This is a genomic window from Salinarchaeum sp. IM2453 (assembly GCF_019693215.1).
In the GTDB taxonomy this organism is placed as follows: Archaea; Halobacteriota; Halobacteria; order Halobacteriales; family Salinarchaeaceae; genus IM2453.
Genome location: NZ_CP081183.1, coordinates 1,359,742 through 1,384,716, shown reverse-complemented (window position 1 = coordinate 1,384,716; position 24,975 = coordinate 1,359,742). Strand labels below are relative to the sequence as shown.

Genomic DNA, 24,975 nt, shown 5'->3' with positions numbered 1-24,975 from the left:
GCTACCGGATAACGTCAACGCCATTGTGCTTCTCGACTTCGCTACGACCACCATCGCTTTGTGCTTTGCCACGAAGACCGGAGCCGTTATTAGCGCCGCTATTTGTCTGTTCAAGTTCGCGTCGAGATCGATCTGCCTGACGCTGGGTTGAGGGACCAAGAACCTGAGCAGACTGAACACCAGTCATAATTGCCATAACACGGACTTTACCTTTGTACTCTTCCTGAATACGAGCTCCCCAAATAACGTTCGCACTTGCATCCAGTCGCTCAGTAATGTTATCAGCGATTCCCTCTGCTTCCTTGAGGGTAAGGTCAGGTCCACCAGTAATATGGACTAGACCACCGGAAGCACCGCGATAATCAACATCAAGGAGCGGATGGTTCATTGCATCATTGACAACTTCCTCTGTCTTGTTGGTGTCTTGAGTTTCACCAACAAGCATGACAGCTACACCTCCCTGATTCATGATCGTCGTCATATCGGCATAGTCAAGATTGATCAGGCTTGGCTGGGTAATTGTCTCAGAAATGCCTTTGACAGTTTCAGCAATAATCTGATCCATCACGGAGAACGCCTTTCCAATTGGAAGGTTTGGCACGTAGTCAAGCAGTCTGTTGTTATCCAGAACAATAATGGAGTCAGCTTCGTCTCGGAGACGTTCAAGCCCCTCTTCCGCTTTGACGGTTCGGGCACGCTCAACGTTAAATGGGGTAGAAACCATTCCAACAACTATTGCGCCCTGTTCTTTTGCAATCTTAGAGACAACAGGGGCAGCACCAGTTCCTGTTCCGCCACCCATACCAGCAGTGACAAACACAAGATCTGCTTCACCGAGGACATCCTTAATTGTCCCCTGCGCCATCTCCGCAGCACGCTCGCCCATCGATGGATCACCACCGGCACCGAGACCTTCGGTCAGTGATTTGCCAATCAAGATCTTCGTGTCTGCCTCGATCATCTGAAGGTGCTGCTTATCAGTATTAATAGCAACAGACTCAGCACCATCGACACCGATATTGTAGAGACGATTAACCGTGTTGTTACCGGCACCACCACAACCGACGATTACAATGCGCGGATCTCCAAATTCATCACTATCTACGTCAACGTCACGGTCTTCCTGTTCAGCATTTTTGAGTGCATTTTGGACGATGTCTTGCATTGTTTACGCCCTCACAAATGAATGGTCTCGGTTACCATCTTGCGCACGGTCTGCTTCTTCCTCAATCATATCACGGACGGCAGCTCGAATTGCTTCGCTTCTGTTTGGATATTGGCCGGTTTCAACCATCTGTTCAACCTGTTCAATTTGCTGTTTCGGGATTCGAAGTGTCACACGTTCCATAGTTAATCTCCCCTTTTGTTGCGCACCGCGTTAGACACGGGACCGCATGACGGCACGGCGACATTTGGAGGGCACCGCACCGTGTAAGACGGTCGTCTTACGCAGTTTGATACTGTGTGCCACCGCTATTAAATCTTACGGGTATTGTATGACAAAAGTGCAAACAATGTCAGTCAAATTGGTCAGATGGGTCAAGAACATCGGCAGCTGGCGTACGTCGTCCACAACTTGGGCAAAATCCCCAGTCAGAACGAAGTTCATCCCCACACTCGCAGAAAACACGCTGTGAGACTTTTTCTCCACAATTTGGGCAGTATACGTGATCATCGTCGACCAATTCACCGCACTGGTCACAAGTCGATGATTTGTCAGACGGAGTTTGAGAAGAAACTTGCTCTGTCTTACGCGAAGCGTCTACAGATGTAACACGTTCTGATTCGGCATCTAACGAAATATTAATGTTGACATCCTGTGGTGACGTTGTTGGCTGTCCAAGGCGCTCTTTAATTAATTCGTCAACCCTGGTTGCGATCATACCATCAATAGTATCATCTTTAATCTGAGAATCGTCGTAAGTGGATGGATCTGATTGCGGATGTGAGTCCAAGTAAGCTCGTAAGGCTCGACGCATAATCTCACTCTTTGACGCGTCAAACCGTTCAAGCTCGTCGATAAGTTCTTGATCGGCTCGGAACGTAATTTTGCTCATGAATAACCACTGTGAGGGATTGGATGATAAGTATCTATTTGTCGTTTAATTGTGGAAGCATCTACTTAGTATTCCCGGCTGTGTCTGACGTGTGTGTGACAGAGCGAAAAAGTAACGTTTAATCCATGCAAGCATCTACATCAAATCGACCGCCCTTAGCTCAGACTGGTAGAGCAGTCGACTGTAGATCGACTTGTCCCCCGTTCAAATCGGGGAGGGCGGACTCATTTTACCTGAGGTCGTTTCGACAGACACTTCTTATTACTACATGTGACACGGTAGTTGCAAATCAGAGACAGTGTGTGTAGTAGTTTGATCATCCAGAAGCAACGGATGTAGGCAAAGGACTCGATGTAAAAACTTAGCCTGAAAATTCGAATAGGTACTGAAGTTATTCGTGAGGGTGGAAGCGCTTGACAGCTTTGTCAACCGCCTCAGTCTCTCCAATGAACGTTATATGATCGCCGCGTTCGATTGTTTGATCGCCAGTTGGAACATGTGAATTACCTTCCTTGTCAGTTACCAGCCCAACGATACAACCTTCCGGAACTCGTTTGTTGATCTCAGAAATCGGTTTGCCGATGAGTTCTTCTGATGTGACAGCAATCTCTTGAACATCTCCAGTGCGGCCAAGTTCATTCATCCATTGAGACAGTGCTGGGCGCTCAAGCACATTTTCAAGAGACCACGCTGTTGCCATTGAGACGTCCATTGTCCGCACACCCATTGACTCAAACGCTTCGACATTCCCAGGTTGGTTAACTCGAGAGGCAACCTTTGTCATATCGAACCGTGTTTTTGCCAGTTGGCAGGCAAGGAGGTTTACATCATCAGATGGGGTAGCGGCAACGAAGGTCTTCGCATTGCCAATTTCAGCTTTTTGGAGATCGTCCGCGTCGGTGCCGTCTCCTTCAATGACACGCAACCCGCGGTCACGGGCTTTCTCAGCTGCTTCTGGATCTTTCTCAAGCATAATTACATTCTCTCCGTCTCGTTCAAGCCGTTCGGCGAGGGCAGTTCCAACGCGCCCTGCGCCAACAATAATTGTATGCATAGGTATCACATTTAATCGTTCAGCGATATTTCGGGCCAATCCGCCTTGTAGAACGACGGTGACCGAGATAATTAAAAAGACTGTTCCAGCAAGTGCACCAGCAGTATCAAATTGTCCGACAGTTTCTAACTCAACCGCGAATAGTGTTGCAACAGCGGCCGGAATGATACCACGAGGGCCAACCGCACTAAGGAAGAGCTTTTCATTACTTGTAAAGCGCTCTCCTGTTGCTGAAATCGCAATGACCAGCGGTCGAAGAATAAAGACAACAGCAATAACAATTCCAAGCGCAGGAAGACCGAGTTCAATGATGTCATCAACATTGATCAGTGCAGCAAGGGCAACAAAAATAAATGAGAGTACAACTACTGACAGGTCATCAAGGAAATCAATAACTTCTTCGTGGTGAGGTAGATCAACGTTCCCAAGAACAAAACCAGCAGCGGCGGCAGCAGCGATACCAGTCTCTGCTAGAATTGTCTCTGCACCACCGTACGCAACAATAATAGCGGCAAGCACAATCAACCGTGCATGCAATGGAGCAGCATCAGGAACGAGTGAAACATTCTTTAGCAGATACCAAACGGAGGCAGCGATAGCAACGCCAATTCCAAGGCCAACAATCAACCGGAGAAGAAACTCCGGAACAAGAAGCCACAAGCTTCCGGCGCCGTCTGGGTGAACCAGCACTTCATATATAACAACTGCTAAGATAGCGGCGGTAATATCATTAATAATACCTTCACTTTCCAGAATTGATCCAACATGGTTTCGGACAGGGACAACCTGTAGAATCGGACCAATAACAGTCGGTCCCGTCGCGATAAGTAGTGCACCAATCAGTAGCCCAGTTTCATATCCAACATCCAAAAAGAGAGTAACTGCCAGAGCGGTTCCAAGCCACGTAATCAACGCACCAACGGTCACTAATTTGAAAGTCGCAGTTGGAGTTTCGCGGAGTTTACTGAGTTCAAGATGATATCCTCCCTCGAAGAGAATAATTGCGACTGCGACACCAACCATCGCGGAGAGTCCACCTTCAAAGGTCTCAAACGAGACTAGACCGAGAACTTCGGGGCCAATAACAACACCAGCGACAATAAGAAAAAGCACACTTGGGATTTGAAGCCGATCAGCTAAAATGCGAGACGCGACGCCAAGAGCAAGAATAAGTGCAACTGCAGCAAGTAAATCCATCGTCATATATGGAATATATACTATGTTATTTGATGGTGTCGATTCAATCACACCTGAGCGTTCAATAAAATAGATGCTAACATACAATTTCCATGAAGAATATTAAAATTATTACCCCAAGGCATGATTAATAATGATATAGTTAACCATATTCTGGTTCTTTTCTCATCGAAAGATATTCAAATAAACAATATGGACAATCATGTGGGATTAAATATATGGAAAAACCATTACTAACTGTTGACTTTTTGGATCGGGCGCGGAAGTACTATGAAGATGAGGTTGCAACAGTTGCAACCACTGGTGAAGAGTACACGTACAGCGAATTAGGTGATCGAGTTGACCGGTTATCAGCTGCATTGGAACAACGTGGGATTGAGAAAGGGGACCGGGTTGCAGTTCTTGACCCAAATACACATTATCATCTTGAAACAGCATATGCCTCAATGCAGCTTGGAGCAGTTCACACACCACTCAATTATCGATTAACTTCAGAAGATTACGAATACATTCTTTCTGATGCTGAAGTTGATGCAGTCTATGCGGATTATGATTATGCAGAAAAAATCGAAGCAATCCGAGATGAAGTCCCAACGGAGATATTCATCACAAATGACGAAGAAGCAGTCGATGGAGATTGGGAAAGTTTTGAGACAATAGTCAGAGAGACTGAACCGGAGTACAGCCGACCAGAAATGTCAGAAGATGAAGTAATAACAATCAATTATACTTCAGGAACTACCGGAGATCCGAAAGGTGTGATGCGAACGCATCGGACCGAGACACTACATGCGTATTTAATCGCTATTCACCATGAGCTCACCAGTGACGATGTCTATCTGTGGACACTGCCGATGTTCCACGTGAACGGTTGGGGTCATATCTATGCAGTTACAGGTATGGGTGCCAAACACGTCTGTACTCGAGGTGTTGACGCTGAATGGATTGTTGATACAATTCAAGAGCAGAATGTGTCATTCCTCTGTGCAGCACCAACAGTGCTTAATCAGTTAATTGAACATTATCAGGATAACAACGAGCCCGAAATGCAAGGCTCAAATGAAGTGCGCGTTACAACCGCAGGTTCTGCTCCACCAGAAGCAACAATTCGAAAAGTCGAACAAGACTTTGGTTGGGATCTAAAGCATCTGTACGGTGCGACAGAGACGGGACCACTTATTACGCTGTCCGACCCAAAACGTATCGGCAGCGAAGAAGAGAAACTCTCGCTAAAGAAACGACAGGGTATGGGCGTCCTTGGAACGGACGTGCGTGTTGTTGATGAAGATGGCAATGATGTTCCATGGGATGATGCGACCATTGGTGAAGTTGTTGTTCGAGGTAACCAAGTGATGGATGGATACTGGAACAAGCCAGAGGCGACGGAAAAAGCGTTTAACGACCGTGTTGAAGGATATTACCATATGGGAGACCTCGCAACGGTTGATGAAAATGGAATGATCGCTATCAAAGATCGAAAAAAGGATATTATTATTTCGGGGGGTGAAAACATCTCTTCGATCGAACTTGAGGATACGCTCTTTGAGCACGAAGCAGTTGCCGATGTTGCGGTGATCCCATCTCCAAGTGAAGAATGGGGAGAAACACCGAAGGCATTTGTTGTTCCACAGTCAGGGGATCCAGACGATCCGAATGTAGAAAAACAGGATCTGATAGACTTCACTAAAGATCGTCTTGCGAGCTTTAAGGCAGTTAGCCGGGTCGAATTTGTCGAAGAACTTCCAACGACTGCAACAGGTAAAATTCAGAAATATGAGCTCCGTGAACAAGAGTGGGATGAAGAAGATGCAATGGTTGGTCAAGGATAGCTAAATACCATATATTTATCATTTCTCGCCCGTCAGGTGTTTTACTCCCCCGATGCGTAGTTCTATACAAGGCGAGATTATGGCAGAACCTGACGCGCTATCAATACAGTACACGGATCATCCAAAAGTGACCGAGTTGATTGACGTTATCACATTCTGCACAGAGAGTATTAGTTTTGAGTTTAAACGCTGGGACGAACCCTACGTGCAAGGTCCAGGATTGTATTTTGTTATTGTTGCCGGGACATCAATAGAATCGTTTGCTGATCCAATGGGGGAAAATCAGTGGCCGATTGAGATTTGTCAATTGGTGACAGAAAGTGAAGATGCCTTTTTTGAGGCTGCTCAGGACGCTGCAATGGAAAGAGATGGGGCGGTTGTAGTTACAGTTGATGGATATATTCAAAAACAGATGGTTCGACTCAAGGACTTAGGTTCCGATGATATCAGCTCAGATATTAACTTAGAATCAATAGAATATGACGACTGGATGGGAGCACGGCATATGAGCGCGCTCGATACGTCCGCTCGTGAAGAGGTTGTTGCAACGGTCACACTGAGCGAGGAAAGCGGTCGAGTAACTGTTTTTCAGGACACAGAATATGAGTCCTACACAAGGGATACAATCGGCGGTGAATGGCGGTACAGCGAATAAGACAGTATAGCTCTTCTTTTTCAGTCAACCAGTGGATAATCGGGATGTTCAAGTAATTATAGGTGAATCCAACTATAGTGGCAATTTCGTTTGATCTATTTGGGACTCTTATTGAAGCCGACCGTCCAACAGAGCCGTCTACAGCTGTAAAGGATGGGCTAAAAAGCTCTGGTGTTTCTGTCCCGAGTGATTGGAAAGACGCCTACTGGGAGCATCATCTTTCTAAACCAGAAGGTGCTGAAATATCCCTAAAAGAACACGTTCAAGCTGCACTAGAGAGCAGAGGAGTACAGGCCGAAGAATCTCAGGTAGATCAGGCATTACAGGAAGCATTCGACCCCAAGGTGTACACACGTCCAAATGCACGAGATATAGTTCGCTGGGCTAACCGACAGGGTCCAGTCGCGGTTTGTTCGAACTGCACGATACCAGGACTAGTTGACCGAAGTATACGGCGATCAGATATCTCAATCGATGTGTTTGATGTTGTAATTTCCAGTTCAGAATTTGGGTGGAGGAAGCCCCATCCGAAGATATTCCACAAAGTCGCCGATGAACTAAGTGTTGAGCCATCAGAACTAATCCATGTCGGAGACACCCCAGATGCAGATGGTGGAATTGAAGATGTCGGTGGAACAGCAATACTGCTTACCGAATACAACATCAAAGAGGTTCCCGAAGTGCTGAATGATTGACCTTGCACCAATTGTTCTTGTTCTCATTATTGCAGCGACATTAGATTGGATATGGGCAGAGCCCCCAGAAGCAATCCATCCGATTGCATGGATTGGATCGGTTATCGCTTATCTTGATCGAGATTGGCAGCGACCACTGCTTGTTGGTGGGATTCTTTCCATCATAACGCCACTAGTGACAAGCGGGGTAGTATGGGCATTACTTACAGGATTATCAACGGTAAGTAGAAATCTCACAATAGTTCTGTGCGGAGGGCTGCTTTTTACGATGATTAGTCTTCGTCGATTAATTGACAGTGCAAACAGAATTATTGTCAAGAGTGATACTAATACAGAACAGGCACGGGAACAGTTGATTACGTTAGTTGGGAGAGAGAAATCAAGTCTTTCTCCAGCTGAGATACGAAGTGCAGCGGTTGAAAGTGCAGCTGAGAATTATGCAGATGGATTTATTGCACCCCTACTGGCGTTTATGATTATTGCTCCAGTATCGTTGTCGTTAGGTGGTGCTGCAGCGGTATGGGTAAAAACGATCAACACTATGGATTCTATGCTTGGGTACCAGCACAAAGAACTTGGAACAGCAGCAGCGCGGCTAGATGATCTTACGATGTGGCTACCAGCTAGATTAAGTGCAGGATTATTATCAGTGAGTGCTGGAACGCCGGATCCAGTTTTAACTGCACGGCGGTGGGCACAACATCCAGACTCACCGAATGCAGGCTGGCCGATGGGTACAATAGCGGGAGCTCTTCATGTGCAACTGTCAAAACCAGATGCATACACGTTAAATCCAACTGCGTCTCTCCCAACAACCGAGCAAGCACAGAAAGGAATACAGTTAGTACAGCGAGCTGGCATACTTGCATACGCTATTGGAATTATTTATGGAGTGATACTATGGATGTAAAACAGAGGTTACTGGCAGTTGCTGGTGGATTTGGTTATCTGACACACGCGCCAGTTGGGCGGTCTGAGGCCGCTTGGGATGCCTTTCGACGGGAGCCAGTTTCAATTGTTGTCGTTGGGTACGCAGTTGGTCTCATTCTTGCTGGAATCATCACGTTGCCGATTCCAGCAACAATGATGGGCTTTGTTTTTCCGCTTACGATTGTGGTATTGATTGGAATTAGCCATCTAGATGGCGTTGCTGATTGTGGTGACGCAGTAGTAGCACATGGGGAAACAGAAAAGAAACGCGATATTTTGAAGGATACAGCTACGGGAGTTGGGGGGATAGTAGCCGTTGGGCTCGTAATTCTCGGGCTAGGAACAGCGGGGGTTGCTCTGACTGAGATAAAGACACAGACGGCAATATGGATTGTATTGACAGCTGAAGTTGGAGCAAAACTGTCGATGGCAATACTGGCTTGTATTGGCTCATCTGCACATGAGGGACTGGGGTCTGCACTGACATCGATGTCCCGACCGGTTGAAAGTCTGTACCCGCTGCTTGGAACAGTTCCAGTGATACTGGTATCTGCAGTGCCGTACGTCAGTCTACTAATTATCGGAGTAATCGTGCTAACAACAGCAGTAATATACCGGTGGGCAAATCAGACGTTTGGAGGAATCAGCGGAGACATCTTTGGGGCAAGTAATGAAATTGCAAGAGTAACAGGGTTGCAGGTCGGGATACTGCTTGTTAGTGCCGGAGTATAGCATGAGTGACCGCAACTGGTGACACTGTTTCCCGTATAACGGCCGAAATAACATAAAGGGAGGAGAATGTAGTATAGTACATTAGCGATGAATGATTTGACCGCTTTGCTGATGTGTGGAGGGAAAGGAACCCGATTGGCGGTTAATCGAGAAAAACCACTTGTCACAATTGCGGATAAGCCAATGGTGTCACATGTGTTGTCAGCACTAGAAAATAGTGCAGTCAATTCTGTATACGGAGTGGTCACTTCACATACACCAGAAACAAAGTCCTACCTCGAACACCGGCATAGCGTCGAGACGATTGAGACAGCAGGAAGAGGATACGTTGCAGATGTACAGGAAGCACTTGAGGAAATATCTCCGCCTGTACTGACTGTTGTATCCGATATTCCGCTTGTCACAAGTAATGTCATTGATCGTCTTCAGAGGGACTGGGCCAGAAACCGTCAGACAGTAACTACAGTTGTTCCAGTGGAAATCAAGGATCTAATTGGTGCAAGCGTTGACGATCGGGTTATTAGTGAGGGTTACATTCCAGCCGGAATCAACGTAGTCGATGAGAAAATGTATGAAAGTCGGACATACACAAGCCACGATGTCAGACTAGCGGTCAATGTCAATCGGCCAACAGATATTACGCTCGCTGAGCGGTTACATCCAAATGGCACCGTTCCGAAGATTCAAGAGTAACTACCTCATGGATAGGTAACGAGTGTGTTATATCTACAGAGAAAGCAGGCAGAGTGCCTCGGGGATCGGACCCGGAGCAGTTCACATCATAATCCTCAAAGAAAACATAGCGGATGAGATGCAAATTTTTCAGTACTGTTTTAGCATGCAAGTAATTACACCAGCATAATGGTAGAGGTGTTTGCTGTTGCAAGTGGGAAGGGTGGAACTGGAAAAACAACAAGCACACTTGCACTTGGGATGGCCCTTGCTGAAGATTACGATGTAACAGTAGTTGATGCAGATACCGGAATGGCTAATCTACTATTTCATACTGGTCTGGCTGATGTTGATGTCACACTTCATGACCTGTTAATTGAGAAGTCCGATGTTGGACTTGAGGAGGCAATCTATGACAAGTTCGGGATGCATGTATTACCGTGTGGTACTAATCTGGATGGGTTTAAGGAAGCAAATCCGGAGTTACTACAATCGGTGATTGTTGAGCTGAGTGAGCAGACAGATGTGATCTTACTGGATGCACCAGCAACGCTTGGTTCAAAGAGTGCTGTACTGCCGATTGTGCTTGCCGATCGAACAATAACTGTGCTGCAACCAACAGTACCGTCGCTTAGTGATGGATTGAAGGTTCAAGAATACGCGTCTGCGTACGGTACCGGAAACGCAGGTGTATTGTTTAACCGAGTCACAGATCAAGAGTCCGTAACAGAAATTCAAGAGCAAACGGAGCGCTATTTTGATGGACCGATACTTGGGATGATTCCAGAAAGTGAAACTATTGCAGCAGCACGAGAGGCTGGAAAACCATTACTTGCATACGCCCCTGATGCACCGGTATCGAACCAGTATCGAAAGGCTGCAGAGAAAATTGAGATTCAGGATCGAGAGGCCGCAGCGGTTGCTGATCGGTTTCGAAGTGCAGTCATTCCTGAGCCACCATGAGACTACCGGAGGGTCAACTACTCCGATCACAGACGGTCAATTCACTTGAATCAATCTTTCAAGACTGTATTGAGGAAAGTAGAACAGGGTATATCGAGATTGAAGCTAGTGGAGCAGTTTTGGAAGAAACAACTGGTCGAAATATCATTGTGATAGAGCGAGGTATACCTCGAGCAGCGTATCAGACAGGAACAGGGCAGACCGGCAGAGAGGCACTTGAGGGAATCCCAGATATTGGACCATATCATATTATGCTCTATCAAGCAGATAAGACAGAAATTACGGGACTCACCGAAAAGGCGGAATTGTCGCTAACGCTGATCATAGAACAATTCATTCGAGACCAAAGTCTGGCTGAAGAACTTAGAGAAAGAAACAATATTGAATCAAGATCGGCAGCAAATAATGATAGATTAACAGCATCGACAACAGGTAATGACGGATTATCATCGTTTTTTGAGGATGAAAGTCGGATAGATAAGATTCAATCAGACGCACGGGAACAAGCACGAGAGCAGGCTTCGGAATTTGGTCTTGAGAATATGATTGAATCCACTGATTGATACGTTTTCATTTGTGATTATTGCTATTTTCATCGCTGAAAAAGCACAATGGAAAGCGATGGAGTCTTTGTGTTGGATATTATATAGAGCGGTATGGAGCCGGGCGAACTGCTGGAAGTACTCGGGAACAAATACAACCCAGAGATACTCCAGCGGACATATGAGCCCAAATCAGCTCAAGAATTAAGTGAAGAACTTGATATTCCTATTGCGACTAGCTATCGGCGAGTTGAGGAATTAGTAGAGATGGGCTTGCTTGAAGAAGAAGGCAAAGAATTCTCTGAAGAGGGACGGCAGCGAACGGTATATCGACGAAGTGTTGATGGGTTTTCAATGAAATTCAAGCAAGGCGAGGTTGTGCTTGAAGTTACAGAGCGGACAGAAGCAAAAAATAAACTAGTCGATGTTTGGAGCGATCTTAAACGTCCCGAGACAACGGAAGATAGAGTGTAATAACGGATATCAAGCATCAATTATACTGATTCATGTAGGAGTAATGATTAATTTTAGAATAACTGTTATACGCTGGTATCCCTCAATATAAACTATGAGTCCGCCGGGGAATCCAGACCCCGATGAAGAAGGTGTGCTCTCACCGGATGAGCTTCGGCTGTCTGAAAAGGAGGAAGTCGAAGAGATTGAAGAGGGAAGATATGTTGTCTCAACCGATGGAAGCAAGCCAGATGTGCCAGAAAAAGCTGTAAACAAAGATAAAAAATCAGAGCAACGTACACATATTAGCCGAGACAGTAAATCGAGTACAGCAAGCAAAATCGGGGAAGCTAACATCGAATCACAGGTAGAAGCAGAATTACGAGACATACCGACAGAATTTGGTTATCGAATTTCAGTAAAGTATGGAGACTCAGTCGACCATCACCGGCTATACGCAGATGACGTTACAACGACATTTAATAATCTCCTTGCGTGGTACGCAAAGAATCTCGATTCAGAGATGAGCCCAGGAGAAGTGCTTGGAATCTTGCTTTCAGAATCTGATGTTTCAGTCCAGTATCCAGTAAAAAGCTTTGAACAGTATCTTGTTGATAATGGACTTTCAACGGATGATACAATCGCTGATTTGTTGATCACGATGAGGGAAGATGGAGCATTCAATTTCCCACCACAGAAATAAAAAGAAGCATTTCTGGTTGAGGCCAGTTTTCAGATTCGATAATCAAGTACAGACTTATGCCGATATACCGCTTAATATAGCACAGAGAGTTGACTATCGGAGATTTCGCACATTAAATATAGTATGTTATCATTCAGCCCCTCAATTGATAAGGTTCGTGAGCAAGCGTCACTGTCGGAGCTAGCCACGCAGCTGCGCCAGCAGGGCGACAAGGAAGAAGACAATGATGGCTTAGAAGAGGGGCTGATTATTGGTGAATACAGTATTGATGAGTCAGATGAGGAGATGATGGAGGATAGTACAGAGCGGGGGAAACTACAGGATATCGACGAGACAGCTGATCTGTCACCTGAAGAGGCAGTTGATCGGTTGGTTAGTATTCGAAATGAACTCTGGACAGCGATAAAAAACAATGGCTCAATGACCGCTGAAGAGCTTGACATACGCTTACAGCGGTTGGATCTTGGGCTTAAACGAGCAGGCGTTGAAATGATTGAGCCAGAAGTTGGAGAGATGGTTGATGATAAAACTCATATGGTTCATGGAATCAAATCAAGCAAGCGTCCTAACGGTGAGATTCTCGAAATAAAACAACCAGGATACAAGATCGGTGACGTTGTTGGACAGCCAGCTCGGGTGGTTATTAGTGATGATCCAAGCAAAGAAGGGTCAATACCACAGCAGTCGACCAATATACTTGACACGGTAGAACAGAGAGTGGATGAAGAAAACGGGTATATTGGAACAACTGAGTCAAAAGAAAGGGACAAAGACAGCCAGTCGGTAGAAGTTGAAGATGAGACGCACGGCGCGTTTGAGTTTAAAAAACTAGTTCTTCCCAAGAGCAAGCATGGGCTGCCTGTGTACGCTGGTGATAGTGAGCCATATCTTCAGCAAATTGACGGAGGGTATGCTGTGGAACGGTACGTTATTGAGTGGCTTGGTTGGTTAACAAGTAACTGGGGAAGAGCCGGAACAGCTGCCACATTAACGCTATATGCGAAAACCGGTTGGATTTCTCCCGCTGTTCGAGATCAATTACACGCGTATCTTGATGGCCTACCAGAGGCAGTATCTGGAACCGAAGTCAAGTTACAAAACCAATTATCGGTTACAGATCATGTACGCAGTCTCCGATATATTCGAACAATCAAAGAAACGCAATCCTCGGAGGTGAGTTCTAGTGGGATTTAGTGTTAGTGGAGCAACCGCGATTATATTTCTTGGACTGTTCATCGCATTTGGGTCAGCATTTACCGTTGCTGCAAACAGCTACGGAATGATCTCTGATGCAGAAGAGGAGCGAGCAGATCGATTACTTGAACAGCAGAGCACAGAGGTTGAGATTGAAAAGGTAGAACTCGATGAAGACACGGTAGAAGTAAAAAATGATGGAGATATTGGGCTAAAGCTTGATGAGACAACTGTCGTTGTTGATGAAGAGGTCGTTGATCCAACAAGCACAAGCGTAAACGGGAATGAAGAGACAAATCTCTGGCTTCCGGGAGAAACAGCCGTGTTTACAGTCGATCAGGATGGCGACCGGGTTACTATTGTAACCGAGACAGGAATTCTCGACAGAACGGAGGTGGATTAAATGTCGGGAGTGTCTGTTTCGCATGCGATTATGTTTATTGCAAGTATGGTTGTTGCAGCGGGAGTTGCAGGAGTTCTCGTTGCGGGCGTTGGCCAAGTAGGGGATTCAATTGCTGATCGGAGCGCAGATACAAGTGAGCAGATTGAGACAGACTTTGAGATAATCAGTGATCCGAATGCTGAAGAGGAGTTATATGAATTAAACGATGACGGTGATGAGGTAGAGCTATTACTGAAAAACATCGGATCGACAGAATTGGTTGCTGATGAACAAGAGATATCTATACTGGTAGATGGACGGTTGGCAGAGAATTTCGATGTCGAACCAACAGAAGGTGACGAGATAATTTGGGAGACAGGATCAGTTGCTATCATAACAATTGATGAGACAATTGACGATGATCTTAATCTCGAGACAGGGGAAGATGTCTCAGTACATGTGACAATTAACGGCCATGAAGAAAATATCCAATTTCGGGTGAGTGAATAATGAGTTCAACAACAGGAAGAGAATTGATTTCGCTTGGGCTTGATAATAGAGATCGGCTTAATTCAGAGCTCGGTGGAGGGATTCCACGAGGAAGTATTGTTTTAATCGAAGGAGAATATGGTGCTGGGAAAAGTGCACTTACCCAGCGATTTTCGTATGGAATGTGTGAAGAGGGAAATACAGTAACATTGCTTTCAACAGAGTTGACAACGCGTGGGTTTGTGGACCAAATGCACTCGCTCGATTACAACATGGAGGGACATCTTCTGGATGAAAATATTCTTTTCCTCCATGGAGATATTGACACATCAGATACACTCCGGGGCAGTGATGACGAGAGTGAGCGAATGCAGTTGTTTAAACGCTTGATGGAAGCTGAAGCGATGTGGGAAGCAGATGTGGTCATGATTGATACATTCGATGCGGTTCTTCGAAATGACCCAAACTTCGAAGAGCTCGTTCGGGAGGGCGAAGAACGGCAGGCAGCATTGGAAATTATTGACTTCTTCCGCGATATCATTGCAAAGGGTAAAATCGTGATCTTGACGGTTGACCCAACGACAGTTGATGATGATGTGATGGGTCCGTTTCGTTCAATCGCTGATGTTTATTTTCAGTTGCAGATGATCGAAGTTGGAAATGAGGTTCGACGTAATATCTCCGTCAAGCGATTTACCGGAATGGGCGAGCAAGTGGGAGACACCGTTGGCTATTCAGTTCGATCCGGTGTTGGGATTGTTATTGAAAATCGTAGTGTTGCATAAAAAGTGAAACCATGACAGAACACGGAACTCGAAGTATTTCGCCGGAACTTAAACGAGAAGCGGCACGTCGACCACATCTCGCTCAACATCTCAAGCAGTTCCGACGAATTACTGGTGAGTTTCCGAAGTATGTTGAGGAGCCTGAATCAGATCACGAAGTAGACCATCCAAATATCTTATATTCCGTTGATGGTCCGATATTCTCTCATATTCACGGAGACGTTGGACGTGATACACAGTACTATGCGATTGAGCCAACGTTAAATAGTGAAGGTAAAACGCTGTATGATAAAATCAGAGATCGATTGCTTGATTTATCGGCGAATAAGCCAGCACCATCGACGAATGATGAGTATGATGAGCGAATCAAAGAGCTATTAGAGGAAACAGTCCAGGTCAAGAGCAACGGTGATGGGCGGAGTCTGAATAGGCTGTTAGATGCACTTGGGATCGGTCGAACCACCGTTGAAGAGCAGACGTATGAGAATCTTCGGTATCAGTTAACACGTGATATTGCTGGATATGGTCCGCTTGAGCCCGTTATGCGAGACCCATCAAATGAAGATATTCATGTTGTTGGACCACAGCAGTGCTACGTTGACCATGATACATTTGGGCTGCTTGAGACGACCGTTGAGTGGGAAAGCGAAGAGAGATATGATAACTGGCTACGAAATATGGGTGAACGGATTGGAGATCCATTGAGCGATTCAGATCCAATTGTTGACTCAACATTGCCGGATGGTTCACGTATCAACATTATCTACAGTGATGATGTCTCCGTACAGGGATCAAGTCTGACAATCCGACAAGGTGATGAAGTTCCACTTTCTGTCTTGCAGATTACAAAGTGGGGAACTCTCTCCCCAGAGTTAGCAGCATACCTGTGGCTGGCATTAGAGAACGAACAGACAATCTTCGTTGTGGGAGAAACAGCGTCAGGAAAGACAACAACGCTGAATGCGATTATGTCGTTTATTCCTCGCGACTCAAAGATATACACAGCTGAGGATACACTCGAAGTGTTACCGCCTCATGATAATTGGCAGCAGCTCAAAACTCGTGAGGGAAGCGGCGATGACAGTGCTGACGTAGATATGTTCGATCTGGTTGAAGCAGCACTTAGATCGCGGCCAGAATACATTATTGTTGGGGAAGTGCGAGGAGAAGAAGGACGTATGGCGTTCCAGGCTGCACAAACCGGACACCCAGTAATGTTGACATTCCACGCCAGTGATATTGTATCGATGATTCAGCGGTTTACTGGTGATCCAATTAATGTACCAGAGACATTCATGGATAACGCGGATATCGCGCTCTTCCAGAACCGAGTGAAGCAGGGAGACGACGTTCTACGACGGGTCACGTCTGTACAGGAAATCGAAGGATATTCCGAAGAGATGGATGGTGTCGTAACTCGTCAGTCATTCTACTGGGACCCAGCTCGTGATGAGATCATCTTCCAAGGACGAAACAATTCATATGTTCTTGAAGAACAGATTGCAACGTTATTAGGTTACGAAGACACGCGCGAAATATACGATGAATTAGACTTCAGAGCAGAAGTCATCGAACGGATGGTCGAAGAGAATATTCTTGGATACCATGAGGTGAACGAAGCAATTGAAACCTTCCAGCGAGATGGAATCGAGGGGCTACCATTCGGAATTGCTCGTGAATACTAATGGCAACAACGACATCACAAGACGATTCAAAAGGAACACTCGCACTAAGCGTAGCTTCAGTTGCTGATGCGTATCGGACCATGGAGATACCAGTTCGACGGTATTTCCTCTTGTATGTATTGCCATCACTGGTATTCTTTATCGGAACGATTGGTGCGGCCATTGTTGCCCCACTTCCACTGCTAGCTCGTATCCCAATTCCAGCACTTGGACTACTGGCAGTATTCAGTGTCTTAGTCTATCCGAAATTGCTTGAGAACAAGCGGAAAGCAGAGATGGGAGATCGAATGCATTTGTTTGTGACTCACCTGACGATATTATCAACGACAAATATCGATCGTGTATCTGTTTTTCGAGCATTGAGCCAAGAAAAAGAATACAAGGCACTTGCAGACGAAATGAAGAAGATCGTCCAGTTGGTCGACGCCTGGAATCAGAGTTTAGATGACGCCTGCCGCCGCCGTGCCAAAGAGGTGCCAGATGAGGATCTGGCAGCATTTCTTGAGCGAATGGCTTACTCGTTAAATGCTGGACAGGAGCTAAATGACTTCTTAATGTCTGAACAGGATGCCCTAATCCGTAACTATGTAACTCACTACAAGAGCAGTCTTGAAAACCTGGAGGTGATGAAAGACCTCTACCTGTCGATGATTCTTTCGATGACGTTTGCACTGGTGTTTGCGACGGTTTTGCCGATTTTGACTGGCACGGACCCAGTTTTTGTCATTCTTAGTGTCTTGATTCTCTTCTTGCTAGTACAGGTTGGGTTTCTGTATACGGTGCGAGTAATAACACCAAACGATCCGCTCTGGTACACAAATGACAGTAAAAAACCATTTGAGCGAAAACTGGTTGCCGCAGTAATTGCTGGGGTGCTCGGAAGCATACTCACGATTGCGTTTGGAATTGTATCTGCACTTGAGGTTACGCCAATTGGCGAAGCAGTTCCACAGATACACACCGAGATTCCGGTTCCATTCTACATTGCTATTCCAGCGACGCCGCTGCTGATTCCAGCATTAATCGTTCGCCGGGAAGAGAAACGGATCCGAGAGCGAGATGACGAGTTCTCGACATTTATTCGAGCGCTTGGATCAACCGAGAGTGTCAAGCAGTCAACAACAGACAATGTGCTTGAAACACTACGTACGCGAGACTTTGGAGCACTTAATGAGAACATTGATTCACTGTATCGACGGTTAAAGATGCGAATTGATAGCGGCAAAGCGTGGAAGCACTTCATTCTGGAGTCACGCTCATATCTAATACAAAAATTCAGCGAGATGTATGCCGTAGGACGAGAGAAAGGTGGTGATCCAAAGGTGCTTGGTGAGCTGATTAGTCAGAATATGGGCGAGGTGCTACAACTTCGAGAGGAACGAAAACAGTCAACGGTCACGTTTATTGGGTTATTATATGGGGTAAGTGCGGCAGCAGCATTTGCGTTTTTCATTGGCGTTGAAGTTGTTGAGGTGCTTGCAACATTCTCAGCAAATCTTGAGCTACAAGATCTTGAAGTGGGGCAATTCATCTACCCTGGGGTGTACGATATTCCGCTTATTCGGTATATCATTCTGGTAATCATTGTGATCAATGCAACACTCTCATCTTTGATGATCCGGACAGTGGATGATGGACACAAAGTAAATACATTTCTGCACTTTGTGCTGCTCCTTTGGATTGGGGCGACAGTTGGATGGTTTACTAGCGAGATGGTTGAGATATTCCTGTCAGTCGGATAGTCCGTATCCGGATGTTTTGTACCAATTAAGCTCCTTCATCCAATCACTCCCGATAGACACTTCTTGAGTATAGACATAGTCTGTAGGAGTAGAGGCTCAGATTTGACAAAAGAGAGTTACTCGACGTTGCCAACAGCAACGTAAAACGGGACTGTTTCCGTCCGTCTGTAGTTACCTGTCTGCATTTGCTTGACAATTTTACGACCAACGCGACGCCATTCATCGCGCAACAGATCATATTCATTACGAGACAGATTTCCAGTAAGTAACGTTTGTTCATCTGCTGTAAGGATACGACCGGTTGCCTGTGTTTTGGCAGTCGTCAGATCATGTTCTGAATATGGGGGCGAAACGCTACGAGTATGTTTATACTGCGAGACCTGAATATCAGTAAGGCCACCAGAACCCAAAAGATTTTGAAGAGAACTCACGGTAACGGTCCCATCGACCGAAAGGCCAGAAAGAAATGCAGTTCTGGTTCGATTTGCAAGTTTGACCTCCTCGTCTACGGTGGAGTCAATCATGACGGCGCGATTGTTCGGTTCGATAACTGCGACAGTATCATTTGACACACGTGCAAACTCAGTAATAGCTTTTTTTGGATTGGGTAAATTGATCAGTAACGCTTGACAGACGACTAAATCAAACGTATTATCGGGAAATGGCAGTTGGGTACCATCTCCAGCAATTAGAGTTGTTGTGAACGCTCGAGCGTGTTGAAGGAGTTCTGTGTCAGCGTCAAGTCCGACAATCTTCGCTTTTGATTCTTCAGCGAGAACCTGTGTTAATTCACCGGTTCCACAACCGACGTCAAGTATGCACGAGCGCGAAGAGAGGCCTAGCGGCCCGAGTGCTTCTCGGGAGTCATCCCACATACCCCGGCGTGTCTCCTGTAAGTAGGAAGCCGAAAACTCCTGCACACAAACACCATTATCACTGATACAGTTAAACGTAGTTAATTGAGTTAAAAATTTAGTTAATAAAATAAACCTAAAATAGATATTTATGTATATTTTACACCCATATTCTGCATCCTCATTCATATGAATAGAATATAAGAAAAATAAGAATCATGCATACAAAAAATTATTAATAACTAACACGCTTCTAGAGTATAATTGGTACCATACACCATGACATCAGAACAAATCCACAACAGTCGGATCGGGCATTGCAAGCAATCAGGGAACGTGTCAGATAGAAGCCAATGAGTATTGAAACGCTTCCACGAAGCATTGAAGTCGAATATTGGGTCATAGACGATTCGGGACATTTGACCACTCCAGGCAGTCTTGTTGATGCGGCAGATACAGTTGAGCGAGAGTTTGTAAAGCCCCTGCTTGAGATCAAAACGCCGCCATGCGATACAATGGGAGAACTTCGTGATGCATTGCTCACTCGTTTGGAAGCAGTATTGACACAGGCAGAGAGGGAAGGCAAACACCTAGTGCCACTAGGCACGCCGCTGACTGATACCGAAATCAAGGCACTTGATAGTGAACGAACAAAGATCCAAAAACAGGCAGTTGGAAACAAATTTGATTATGTTTGCCATTGTGCTGGGACGCATATCCATGTAGAGCAAATTCCAGGTCACGAGGCAGATCAGATTAACCTACTGACAGCACTTGATCCAGCACTTGCATTACTCAACTCATCACCGGGATACCGACATGATCTGGGCGTCCCTGGTACTAGATCTAAACTGTATCGCTGGTTAGCGTATGATGAGATCAAGCAGCAAGGGCGCCTCTGGCCATATATAAGTAGTACCACCGAGTGGGACCAGCGTTTAGAAGAGGGGTATGAACACTTTCGGTCAGCAGCACTGCAAGCCGGAGTCGAAAGAGGAGTAGTATCAGAACACTTTAATCCAGACACTGCTGTGTGGGTGCCTGTAAAATTACGGTCAGAATTTCCAACAGTGGAATGGCGGTCACCAGATACTGCTTTACCGAGTGATGTCTTACAGATAGCGAGTACAATCAGTGATCTGATGGAGCGCCTTCCGCTTGTAGACGTAGAGATTGGAGGGGATAGTGGCGGAGTATCAGACGGGACAATCTCGCTACCGACGTTCGATGTCGTACAGGAATACACGCGGGATGCGATACAACAGGGATTAGAATCAGACCCGCTCCAAGCATATCTGTATCAGATGGGATTCGAACCAAGAAGGTACGACCCAATTGCACATGACATATCGATCCAGCAGGGGATATCTTCGACACAAGCTGAGCAAATAAGAAAAAAGTATGCCAAGAAACTCAAAAAAGATGTACAGCGTATCCAATCAAGAAACATAGCATGAAGGTCAAGGCTCAATAAATACCGTCTCACCAGTTTCTGGCGCAACAGCATCAAACCCATCAGACTGCAAGCCACTTGCAAAATCTGTTGCCCTGTCCCCGTGGTTGAGCAAGATTTTCTTCTCAGAGTAAGGCTGTAAAAACGAAAGCAAATCATTGCGGTCTGCATGAGCAGATAAGTCAAACTGACGGACACGAGCAGACACAGGAATGGTCTGTCTTTCCATTGGAAGGCGTCCGGATTCAAGCAACTCTCGACCGGGAGAGCCTTCAACCTGATAACCAGTAAGCGCGATAGCATTAGCTGGGTTAGAGGCGATCTCGGGGATATACGTCATTGCCGGTCCGCCCTGTAGCATTCCGGCAGTTGTGACAATAACCGTGTTCTGATTTGCAATTCGAGCTCGCTGTCCATCTTGTCCATTAACAAAACGTGCATGACGAGTTGCTGCTCGTAGTGACGAGGTATCAAGAAAGTCTGGATAATCGCAGAAAAGGCGCGAAATTCGCTGTCCCATGCCATCAAGATAACAACCGATATTAGCATCAGCAAGCAATGAGATGACTTCTTGAGTTCGACCGATAGCAAAAGCAGGAACAACAACCGTGCCACCAGCCCAGAGTCGTTGTTGTACAAACTCAATAAATTCAGATTCAATTGTTGTGCGTGATTTTCGTGTTGTATCAGCGTATGTTGACTCAGAGATAACGACATCAGCGTCGGGACGAGCTGTGGATCCGTCAACTAAACACTGGGATTCAACAGCAAAATCACCGGTATAGAACAGGCGTGTATCTCCATCATCGACAAGAATGTGGGCACTACCAGGGATATGCCCAGCGTCGTAAAATGTGATCTGATGGTCCGCTGCAGTGAAGGTCTCACCGTAAGAATGTCGGGTTAGAAGCTGTGTTACTCGCTTCACATCAACCTCAGTAAACGGACAGTTATACGTTCCACCGTGAAGTTTCAATGTATCCTGAGCTAGTTCAGTTGTTAGCCTCCCTGTAGGTGGTGTAAGGTGTATCGAAGGACGGTTGTCTCCTGAGCAGAGAGCTGGGACAGCGCCTGCATGATCAAGGTGGCCGTGTGAGACGACAACAGCGTCTGGTGAAACTTGATCAACAGGATATGAAAGAGGAGTATCGTTTTTAATTCCATAGTCAAGTAATAACCGGTTATTAACAAGGATTGCACTTCTACCGACCTCTCGAGCCCCACCAAGGAATGTGATTTTCATTGTTTGGCTCCCTCATCATCCCAATTAACGACTGAAAACTGATGGTACGTACCGTAAGCAAGGTCAAGTGACTGTATCCACCAATTCCATCGTTCAACAAGACCATATTCATCTGGAGCATCAGCAAGTTCATCAATGAGATGGTCGATGGTCAATGCCGTTTCAGCATCATCCCGATACATCCCAGAATCAGCGAGATCACCAGCCGCGCGAGCGACAGGCCGTGATTTTGAGATAGGAGCATCAAATTCATCCTGTAAGACAGATTCTAGCTGGCGGCGGTTCACGCTAGACAGTTAGAGAGGAAGCCTTCTCAGGGTGTCGGATTCAAATTCTGGTTCGATGTCCTTTTGAGGCGTCACCGAGTGGTTTTCGGTATGGCAACCTTTCAGGTCGTAGTATCAGACCCTAACTCAGGACGCACAGCACAGCTTGAAGTTGATGGACAAGATGCCAATCGATTCGTTGGCCGTGAACTTGGCGACGAAGTCGAGGGACGCGCTGTCGGTTTAGACGGGGCTACCCTCGAGCTGACAGGTGGATCAGACGATGCTGGCCGGCCACTTCGTGAGGATGTTGCTGGTCCAAATCTCGAAGAAGTTCTGTTGACAGGCGGCGTAGGGTATAATCCGACACGAGATGGTGAGCGAAAACGTGTAACAGTTCGAGGACGAGAGATTAGCGATGCTGTTGCACAAATAAACGTCAAGGTCACTGACGCAGAGAACGCTGATCTGGATGCATTCTTCGGCGACGAAGAAGGCGAAGAATAACGCTTCCTGCCAGTTCTTAGAACAATTTTACAGAGAAAACAGGCCAAGAGTCTCGGGGCCTGCTCCCGAAGTACTCCATGGATGGACAATGGCCTGTCTTTCTGCGATTAAGGGGTAAATCTATCTCTTTGTCGCTAGAAAGATACTACACATCTAATAGTACACTACTCAAAGTCAGTTCAAATAAGAGTTATTTGATAGAGGAAAGTTCATTTTTAGCCCGAAAATCGATATAAAGGCGATAAATTTATTTAATTATGGTGTGGTTACGTAATAAACATGTTTGAGCTACCAATAGGGACAATACTCGGGCTATTACTAATGGTAGTTGGTCCAGTGTTAATGTTCCTCCTGTACTGGATTGACAAACAGACGAACGACGGATATATTTCAGTATTTGGGGCTCGATAAGAATGGTCTCAGGACTCGAACTTACGTTTGGGGCATATCTTCTCGTTCTCCTTGTCATCGGTATGTACTTCTTTTTCACGAGTGAGACGAAGCAGTTATCAGAATACCTGCTTGCGGACAGAGATATTGGAACTTGGCCGATGGCAATCTCGGATGTAGCATCCGTTGCAAGTGGTTGGACGTTCTTTGCGTGGGTCGGAGTCGGATTCACAACAGGGCTAAACGGACTGTGGTTCTCGATCACAATGCTGTTTGTAGTAATTTTCATGTATCGCTATGTTGGCTCAAGGTTTCGCCGGCAATCTGAATCACTTGGCAGTATCACAATTGCCGACCATCTATCCTTAGCCGTGCGTGATGACCGGATTAGCTTCTGGATTCGGATAACAACAACAGTTGCAATTCTCGTATTCATGGGTGCATACATTGGAGCACAGATTATCGCTGTAGGAGAAGCAATGGACACAGGAGTTGGCATTGAATATGTAGTTGCAGTCTTACTTGGCGGCGTGATCGTTGGGTCATACACTGTTCTCGGTGGATTTAACGCGTCTGTCTGGACAGATGTTGTGCAGGGGACATTGATTTTTGCCGCGCTGCTGATTCTTCCGGTGTTGATGATTATGGAGATTGGTGGATGGTCAGTGTTTGTCAGCGAGGCTGCGGCAGTTGAAGATGCCGCATTGCTTGACGTAGACGGTGGACTAGCCGGGCAGGCACTACTGATTGGGGTTCTTGCATGGGTGACTTTTGCATTCGGGGCAGCCGGACAACCCCACTCGCTGATGCGATTTCAGGCAATTCGTTCAGAACAGTTAATCAGTGGTGCTGGTGTGATTGCTGTTACACTGCAGGCGTTACGATTAACGATTCCACTCTTCATCGGGGCTGCTGGGAAGGTCCTGTACGAATCAGTTGCAGATCCAGAAAGCGTTGCGATGATGGCAATCGCTGATTTTTTCCCACCTATCATCGCCGGGCTTCTCCTTGCAGCAGTCATCTCTGCGATTCTCTCAACATCGGATTCGATGCTGATTGTCGCATCATCTGATCTAACACGGCTCTATGAAGAAGTTATAAATCCTAATGCGAGCCAGCAAACACTAGTTCTTGTCGGGCGAGGAATTGTTGCTGTACTTGCTGCGACTGGGATTGTTCTCGCCTATTTGCGTCCAGGGACAATCTTTGAGATCATTGAGTTCGCGTTTGTCGGGCTTGGAGCGACATTTGGTCTTCCGTTGATATTCATGCTCTTTTGGAATCGAATGACAGGCGAAGCAGTCCTTGCCGGGGTTTTTACGGGACTTATGTCCTCAATTGGGAATTTATACCTACTACCTGAATATTTCCCAATCTTGGTTTGGCCGATAAGTATCCTTGTGATTGTAGTTGTAGCAGTGATAACAGACAAGCAAGGGTCGCAAATTGCGACTGTCCCCGAACCGCAATCCCGAGCACAAGCAGACGACTAATCAGGTTGGA

At 46.0% G+C, this 24,975-nt stretch carries 27 protein-coding genes and 1 tRNA gene; 21 read left to right on the top strand and 7 right to left on the bottom strand.

Annotated elements, in window-relative coordinates:
- Position 1 precedes the first annotated feature (1 nt).
- The 3 genes from ftsZ to K0C01_RS06475 all read right to left on the bottom strand — a co-directional run bounded on the left by ftsZ (position 2) and on the right by K0C01_RS06475 (position 2,057).
- A complete protein-coding gene (gene ftsZ / locus K0C01_RS06485; protein WP_221168916.1) occupies positions 2 to 1,165 on the bottom strand; it encodes a cell division protein FtsZ in 1,164 nt (387 codons plus the stop codon).
- A gap of 3 nt (positions 1,166 to 1,168) precedes the next feature.
- The gene (locus K0C01_RS06480; RefSeq protein WP_221168915.1) at positions 1,169 to 1,348 is read right to left on the bottom strand and encodes a transcriptional regulator CdrS; all 180 of its coding nucleotides are present in this window, start codon (positions 1,346 to 1,348) and stop codon (positions 1,169 to 1,171) included.
- A 169-nt stretch (positions 1,349 to 1,517) separates the two neighbouring features.
- Positions 1,518 to 2,057, bottom strand: a complete 540-nt coding sequence (locus tag K0C01_RS06475) for a double zinc ribbon domain-containing protein (RefSeq protein WP_221168914.1) — start codon at positions 2,055 to 2,057, stop codon at positions 1,518 to 1,520.
- A gap of 149 nt (positions 2,058 to 2,206) precedes the next feature.
- Here K0C01_RS06475 and K0C01_RS06470 point away from each other — a divergent pair.
- Positions 2,207 to 2,280 (top strand) — tRNA-Tyr (locus K0C01_RS06470).
- Positions 2,281 to 2,448: 168 nt separating this feature from the next.
- Here the strand turns inward: K0C01_RS06470 and K0C01_RS06465 are convergent.
- Positions 2,449 to 4,308 (bottom strand): cation:proton antiporter domain-containing protein, encoded by a 1,860-nt coding sequence (locus K0C01_RS06465; protein WP_221171214.1) that lies wholly within the window; start codon positions 4,306 to 4,308, stop codon positions 2,449 to 2,451.
- A gap of 218 nt (positions 4,309 to 4,526) precedes the next feature.
- On the opposite strand from K0C01_RS06465, the gene K0C01_RS06460 reads away from it, so the two are divergent.
- From K0C01_RS06460 to flaJ, 16 genes are all read left to right on the top strand, one after another.
- The gene (locus K0C01_RS06460; RefSeq protein ID WP_221168913.1) at positions 4,527 to 6,137 is read left to right on the top strand and encodes a long-chain-fatty-acid--CoA ligase; all 1,611 of its coding nucleotides are present in this window, start codon (positions 4,527 to 4,529) and stop codon (positions 6,135 to 6,137) included.
- Between the two features lie 79 nt (positions 6,138 to 6,216).
- On the top strand, positions 6,217 to 6,792 hold the full coding sequence (locus K0C01_RS06455; protein ID WP_221168912.1) for a diadenylate cyclase: 576 nt from the start codon (positions 6,217 to 6,219) through the stop codon (positions 6,790 to 6,792).
- Between the two features lie 77 nt (positions 6,793 to 6,869).
- Positions 6,870 to 7,487, top strand: a complete 618-nt coding sequence (locus K0C01_RS06450) for an HAD family hydrolase (protein WP_221168911.1) — start codon at positions 6,870 to 6,872, stop codon at positions 7,485 to 7,487.
- The gene (gene cbiB / locus K0C01_RS06445) at positions 7,480 to 8,397 is read left to right on the top strand and encodes an adenosylcobinamide-phosphate synthase CbiB (RefSeq protein WP_221168910.1); all 918 of its coding nucleotides are present in this window, start codon (positions 7,480 to 7,482) and stop codon (positions 8,395 to 8,397) included. Before K0C01_RS06450 ends, cbiB begins: the two co-directional genes overlap by 8 nt.
- Positions 8,388 to 9,149 carry an adenosylcobinamide-GDP ribazoletransferase gene (gene cobS / locus K0C01_RS06440; protein ID WP_221168909.1) on the top strand — a complete coding sequence of 254 codons (762 nt, stop codon included), beginning with the start codon at positions 8,388 to 8,390 and terminating at the stop codon, positions 9,147 to 9,149. The genes cbiB and cobS overlap by 10 nt, the downstream gene beginning before the upstream one ends.
- 87 nt (positions 9,150 to 9,236) lie before the next feature.
- Positions 9,237 to 9,842 carry an NTP transferase domain-containing protein gene (locus tag K0C01_RS06435; RefSeq protein ID WP_221168908.1) on the top strand — a complete coding sequence of 202 codons (606 nt, stop codon included), beginning with the start codon at positions 9,237 to 9,239 and terminating at the stop codon, positions 9,840 to 9,842.
- 168 nt (positions 9,843 to 10,010) lie between these two features.
- Entirely contained in the window at positions 10,011 to 10,784 is a 774-nt protein-coding gene (locus tag K0C01_RS06430) for a nucleotide-binding protein (protein ID WP_221168907.1), read from the top strand.
- Positions 10,781 to 11,347 (top strand): DUF8054 family protein, encoded by a 567-nt coding sequence (locus tag K0C01_RS06425; protein WP_221168906.1) that lies wholly within the window; start codon positions 10,781 to 10,783, stop codon positions 11,345 to 11,347. Before K0C01_RS06430 ends, K0C01_RS06425 begins: the two co-directional genes overlap by 4 nt.
- Positions 11,348 to 11,440: 93 nt before the next feature.
- Positions 11,441 to 11,800, top strand: a complete 360-nt coding sequence (locus tag K0C01_RS06420) for a winged helix-turn-helix domain-containing protein (protein WP_221168905.1) — start codon at positions 11,441 to 11,443, stop codon at positions 11,798 to 11,800.
- Positions 11,801 to 11,894: 94 nt separating this feature from the next.
- Positions 11,895 to 12,482, top strand: coding sequence for a DUF7500 family protein (locus K0C01_RS06415; RefSeq protein WP_221168904.1), 588 nt, complete (start codon positions 11,895 to 11,897; stop codon positions 12,480 to 12,482).
- 123 nt (positions 12,483 to 12,605) lie between these two features.
- Positions 12,606 to 13,676 (top strand): nucleotide exchange factor GrpE, encoded by a 1,071-nt coding sequence (gene grpE, locus K0C01_RS06410; RefSeq protein ID WP_221168903.1) that lies wholly within the window; start codon positions 12,606 to 12,608, stop codon positions 13,674 to 13,676.
- Entirely contained in the window at positions 13,666 to 14,079 is a 414-nt protein-coding gene (locus K0C01_RS06405) for an archaellum stator protein ArlF (protein WP_221168902.1), read from the top strand. The genes grpE and K0C01_RS06405 overlap by 11 nt, the downstream gene beginning before the upstream one ends.
- A complete protein-coding gene (locus K0C01_RS06400; RefSeq protein WP_221168901.1) occupies positions 14,080 to 14,568 on the top strand; it encodes an archaellum stator protein ArlG in 489 nt (162 codons plus the stop codon).
- Positions 14,568 to 15,332, top strand: a complete 765-nt coding sequence (locus K0C01_RS06395; RefSeq protein WP_221168900.1) for an archaellum protein ArlH — start codon at positions 14,568 to 14,570, stop codon at positions 15,330 to 15,332. The genes K0C01_RS06400 and K0C01_RS06395 overlap by 1 nt, the downstream gene beginning before the upstream one ends.
- An 11-nt stretch (positions 15,333 to 15,343) precedes the next feature.
- Positions 15,344 to 17,017 (top strand): archaellum flagellar ATPase motor FlaI, encoded by a 1,674-nt coding sequence (locus tag K0C01_RS06390; RefSeq protein WP_221168899.1) that lies wholly within the window; start codon positions 15,344 to 15,346, stop codon positions 17,015 to 17,017.
- Complete coding sequence (flaJ, locus tag K0C01_RS06385; RefSeq protein WP_221168898.1) at positions 17,017 to 18,759, top strand: archaellar assembly protein ArlJ/FlaJ; 1,743 nt, start codon at positions 17,017 to 17,019, stop codon at positions 18,757 to 18,759. The genes K0C01_RS06390 and flaJ overlap by 1 nt, the downstream gene beginning before the upstream one ends.
- A 116-nt stretch (positions 18,760 to 18,875) precedes the next feature.
- Here flaJ and K0C01_RS06380 read toward each other — a convergent pair whose 3' ends face one another.
- Entirely contained in the window at positions 18,876 to 19,679 is an 804-nt protein-coding gene (locus K0C01_RS06380; RefSeq protein WP_221168897.1) for a class I SAM-dependent methyltransferase, read from the bottom strand.
- Between the two features lie 287 nt (positions 19,680 to 19,966).
- Here K0C01_RS06380 and K0C01_RS06375 point away from each other — a divergent pair, with 287 nt between their 5' ends.
- On the top strand, positions 19,967 to 21,070 hold the full coding sequence (locus tag K0C01_RS06375) for a glutamate-cysteine ligase family protein (protein WP_221168896.1): 1,104 nt from the start codon (positions 19,967 to 19,969) through the stop codon (positions 21,068 to 21,070).
- A gap of 3 nt (positions 21,071 to 21,073) precedes the next feature.
- Here the strand turns inward: K0C01_RS06375 and K0C01_RS06370 are convergent, their stop codons facing one another.
- Both K0C01_RS06370 and K0C01_RS06365 read right to left on the bottom strand, forming a co-directional pair.
- The gene (locus K0C01_RS06370; RefSeq protein ID WP_221168895.1) at positions 21,074 to 22,309 is read right to left on the bottom strand and encodes an MBL fold metallo-hydrolase; all 1,236 of its coding nucleotides are present in this window, start codon (positions 22,307 to 22,309) and stop codon (positions 21,074 to 21,076) included.
- Entirely contained in the window at positions 22,306 to 22,596 is a 291-nt protein-coding gene (locus K0C01_RS06365; RefSeq protein WP_255568222.1) for a WNWW family protein, read from the bottom strand. The genes K0C01_RS06370 and K0C01_RS06365 overlap by 4 nt, the downstream gene beginning before the upstream one ends.
- Before the next feature lie 90 nt (positions 22,597 to 22,686).
- Between K0C01_RS06365 and K0C01_RS06360 the strand changes: the two genes are divergently transcribed.
- From K0C01_RS06360 to K0C01_RS06355, 3 genes are all read left to right on the top strand, one after another.
- Entirely contained in the window at positions 22,687 to 23,082 is a 396-nt protein-coding gene (locus K0C01_RS06360; RefSeq protein WP_221168894.1) for a 30S ribosomal protein S6e, read from the top strand.
- Positions 23,083 to 23,361: 279 nt separating this feature from the next.
- Positions 23,362 to 23,493 (top strand): hypothetical protein, encoded by a 132-nt coding sequence (locus K0C01_RS12770; protein ID WP_255568221.1) that lies wholly within the window; start codon positions 23,362 to 23,364, stop codon positions 23,491 to 23,493.
- A gap of 2 nt (positions 23,494 to 23,495) precedes the next feature.
- The gene (locus K0C01_RS06355) at positions 23,496 to 24,965 is read left to right on the top strand and encodes a sodium/proline symporter (protein ID WP_221168893.1); all 1,470 of its coding nucleotides are present in this window, start codon (positions 23,496 to 23,498) and stop codon (positions 24,963 to 24,965) included.
- Positions 24,966 to 24,975 lie beyond the last annotated feature (10 nt).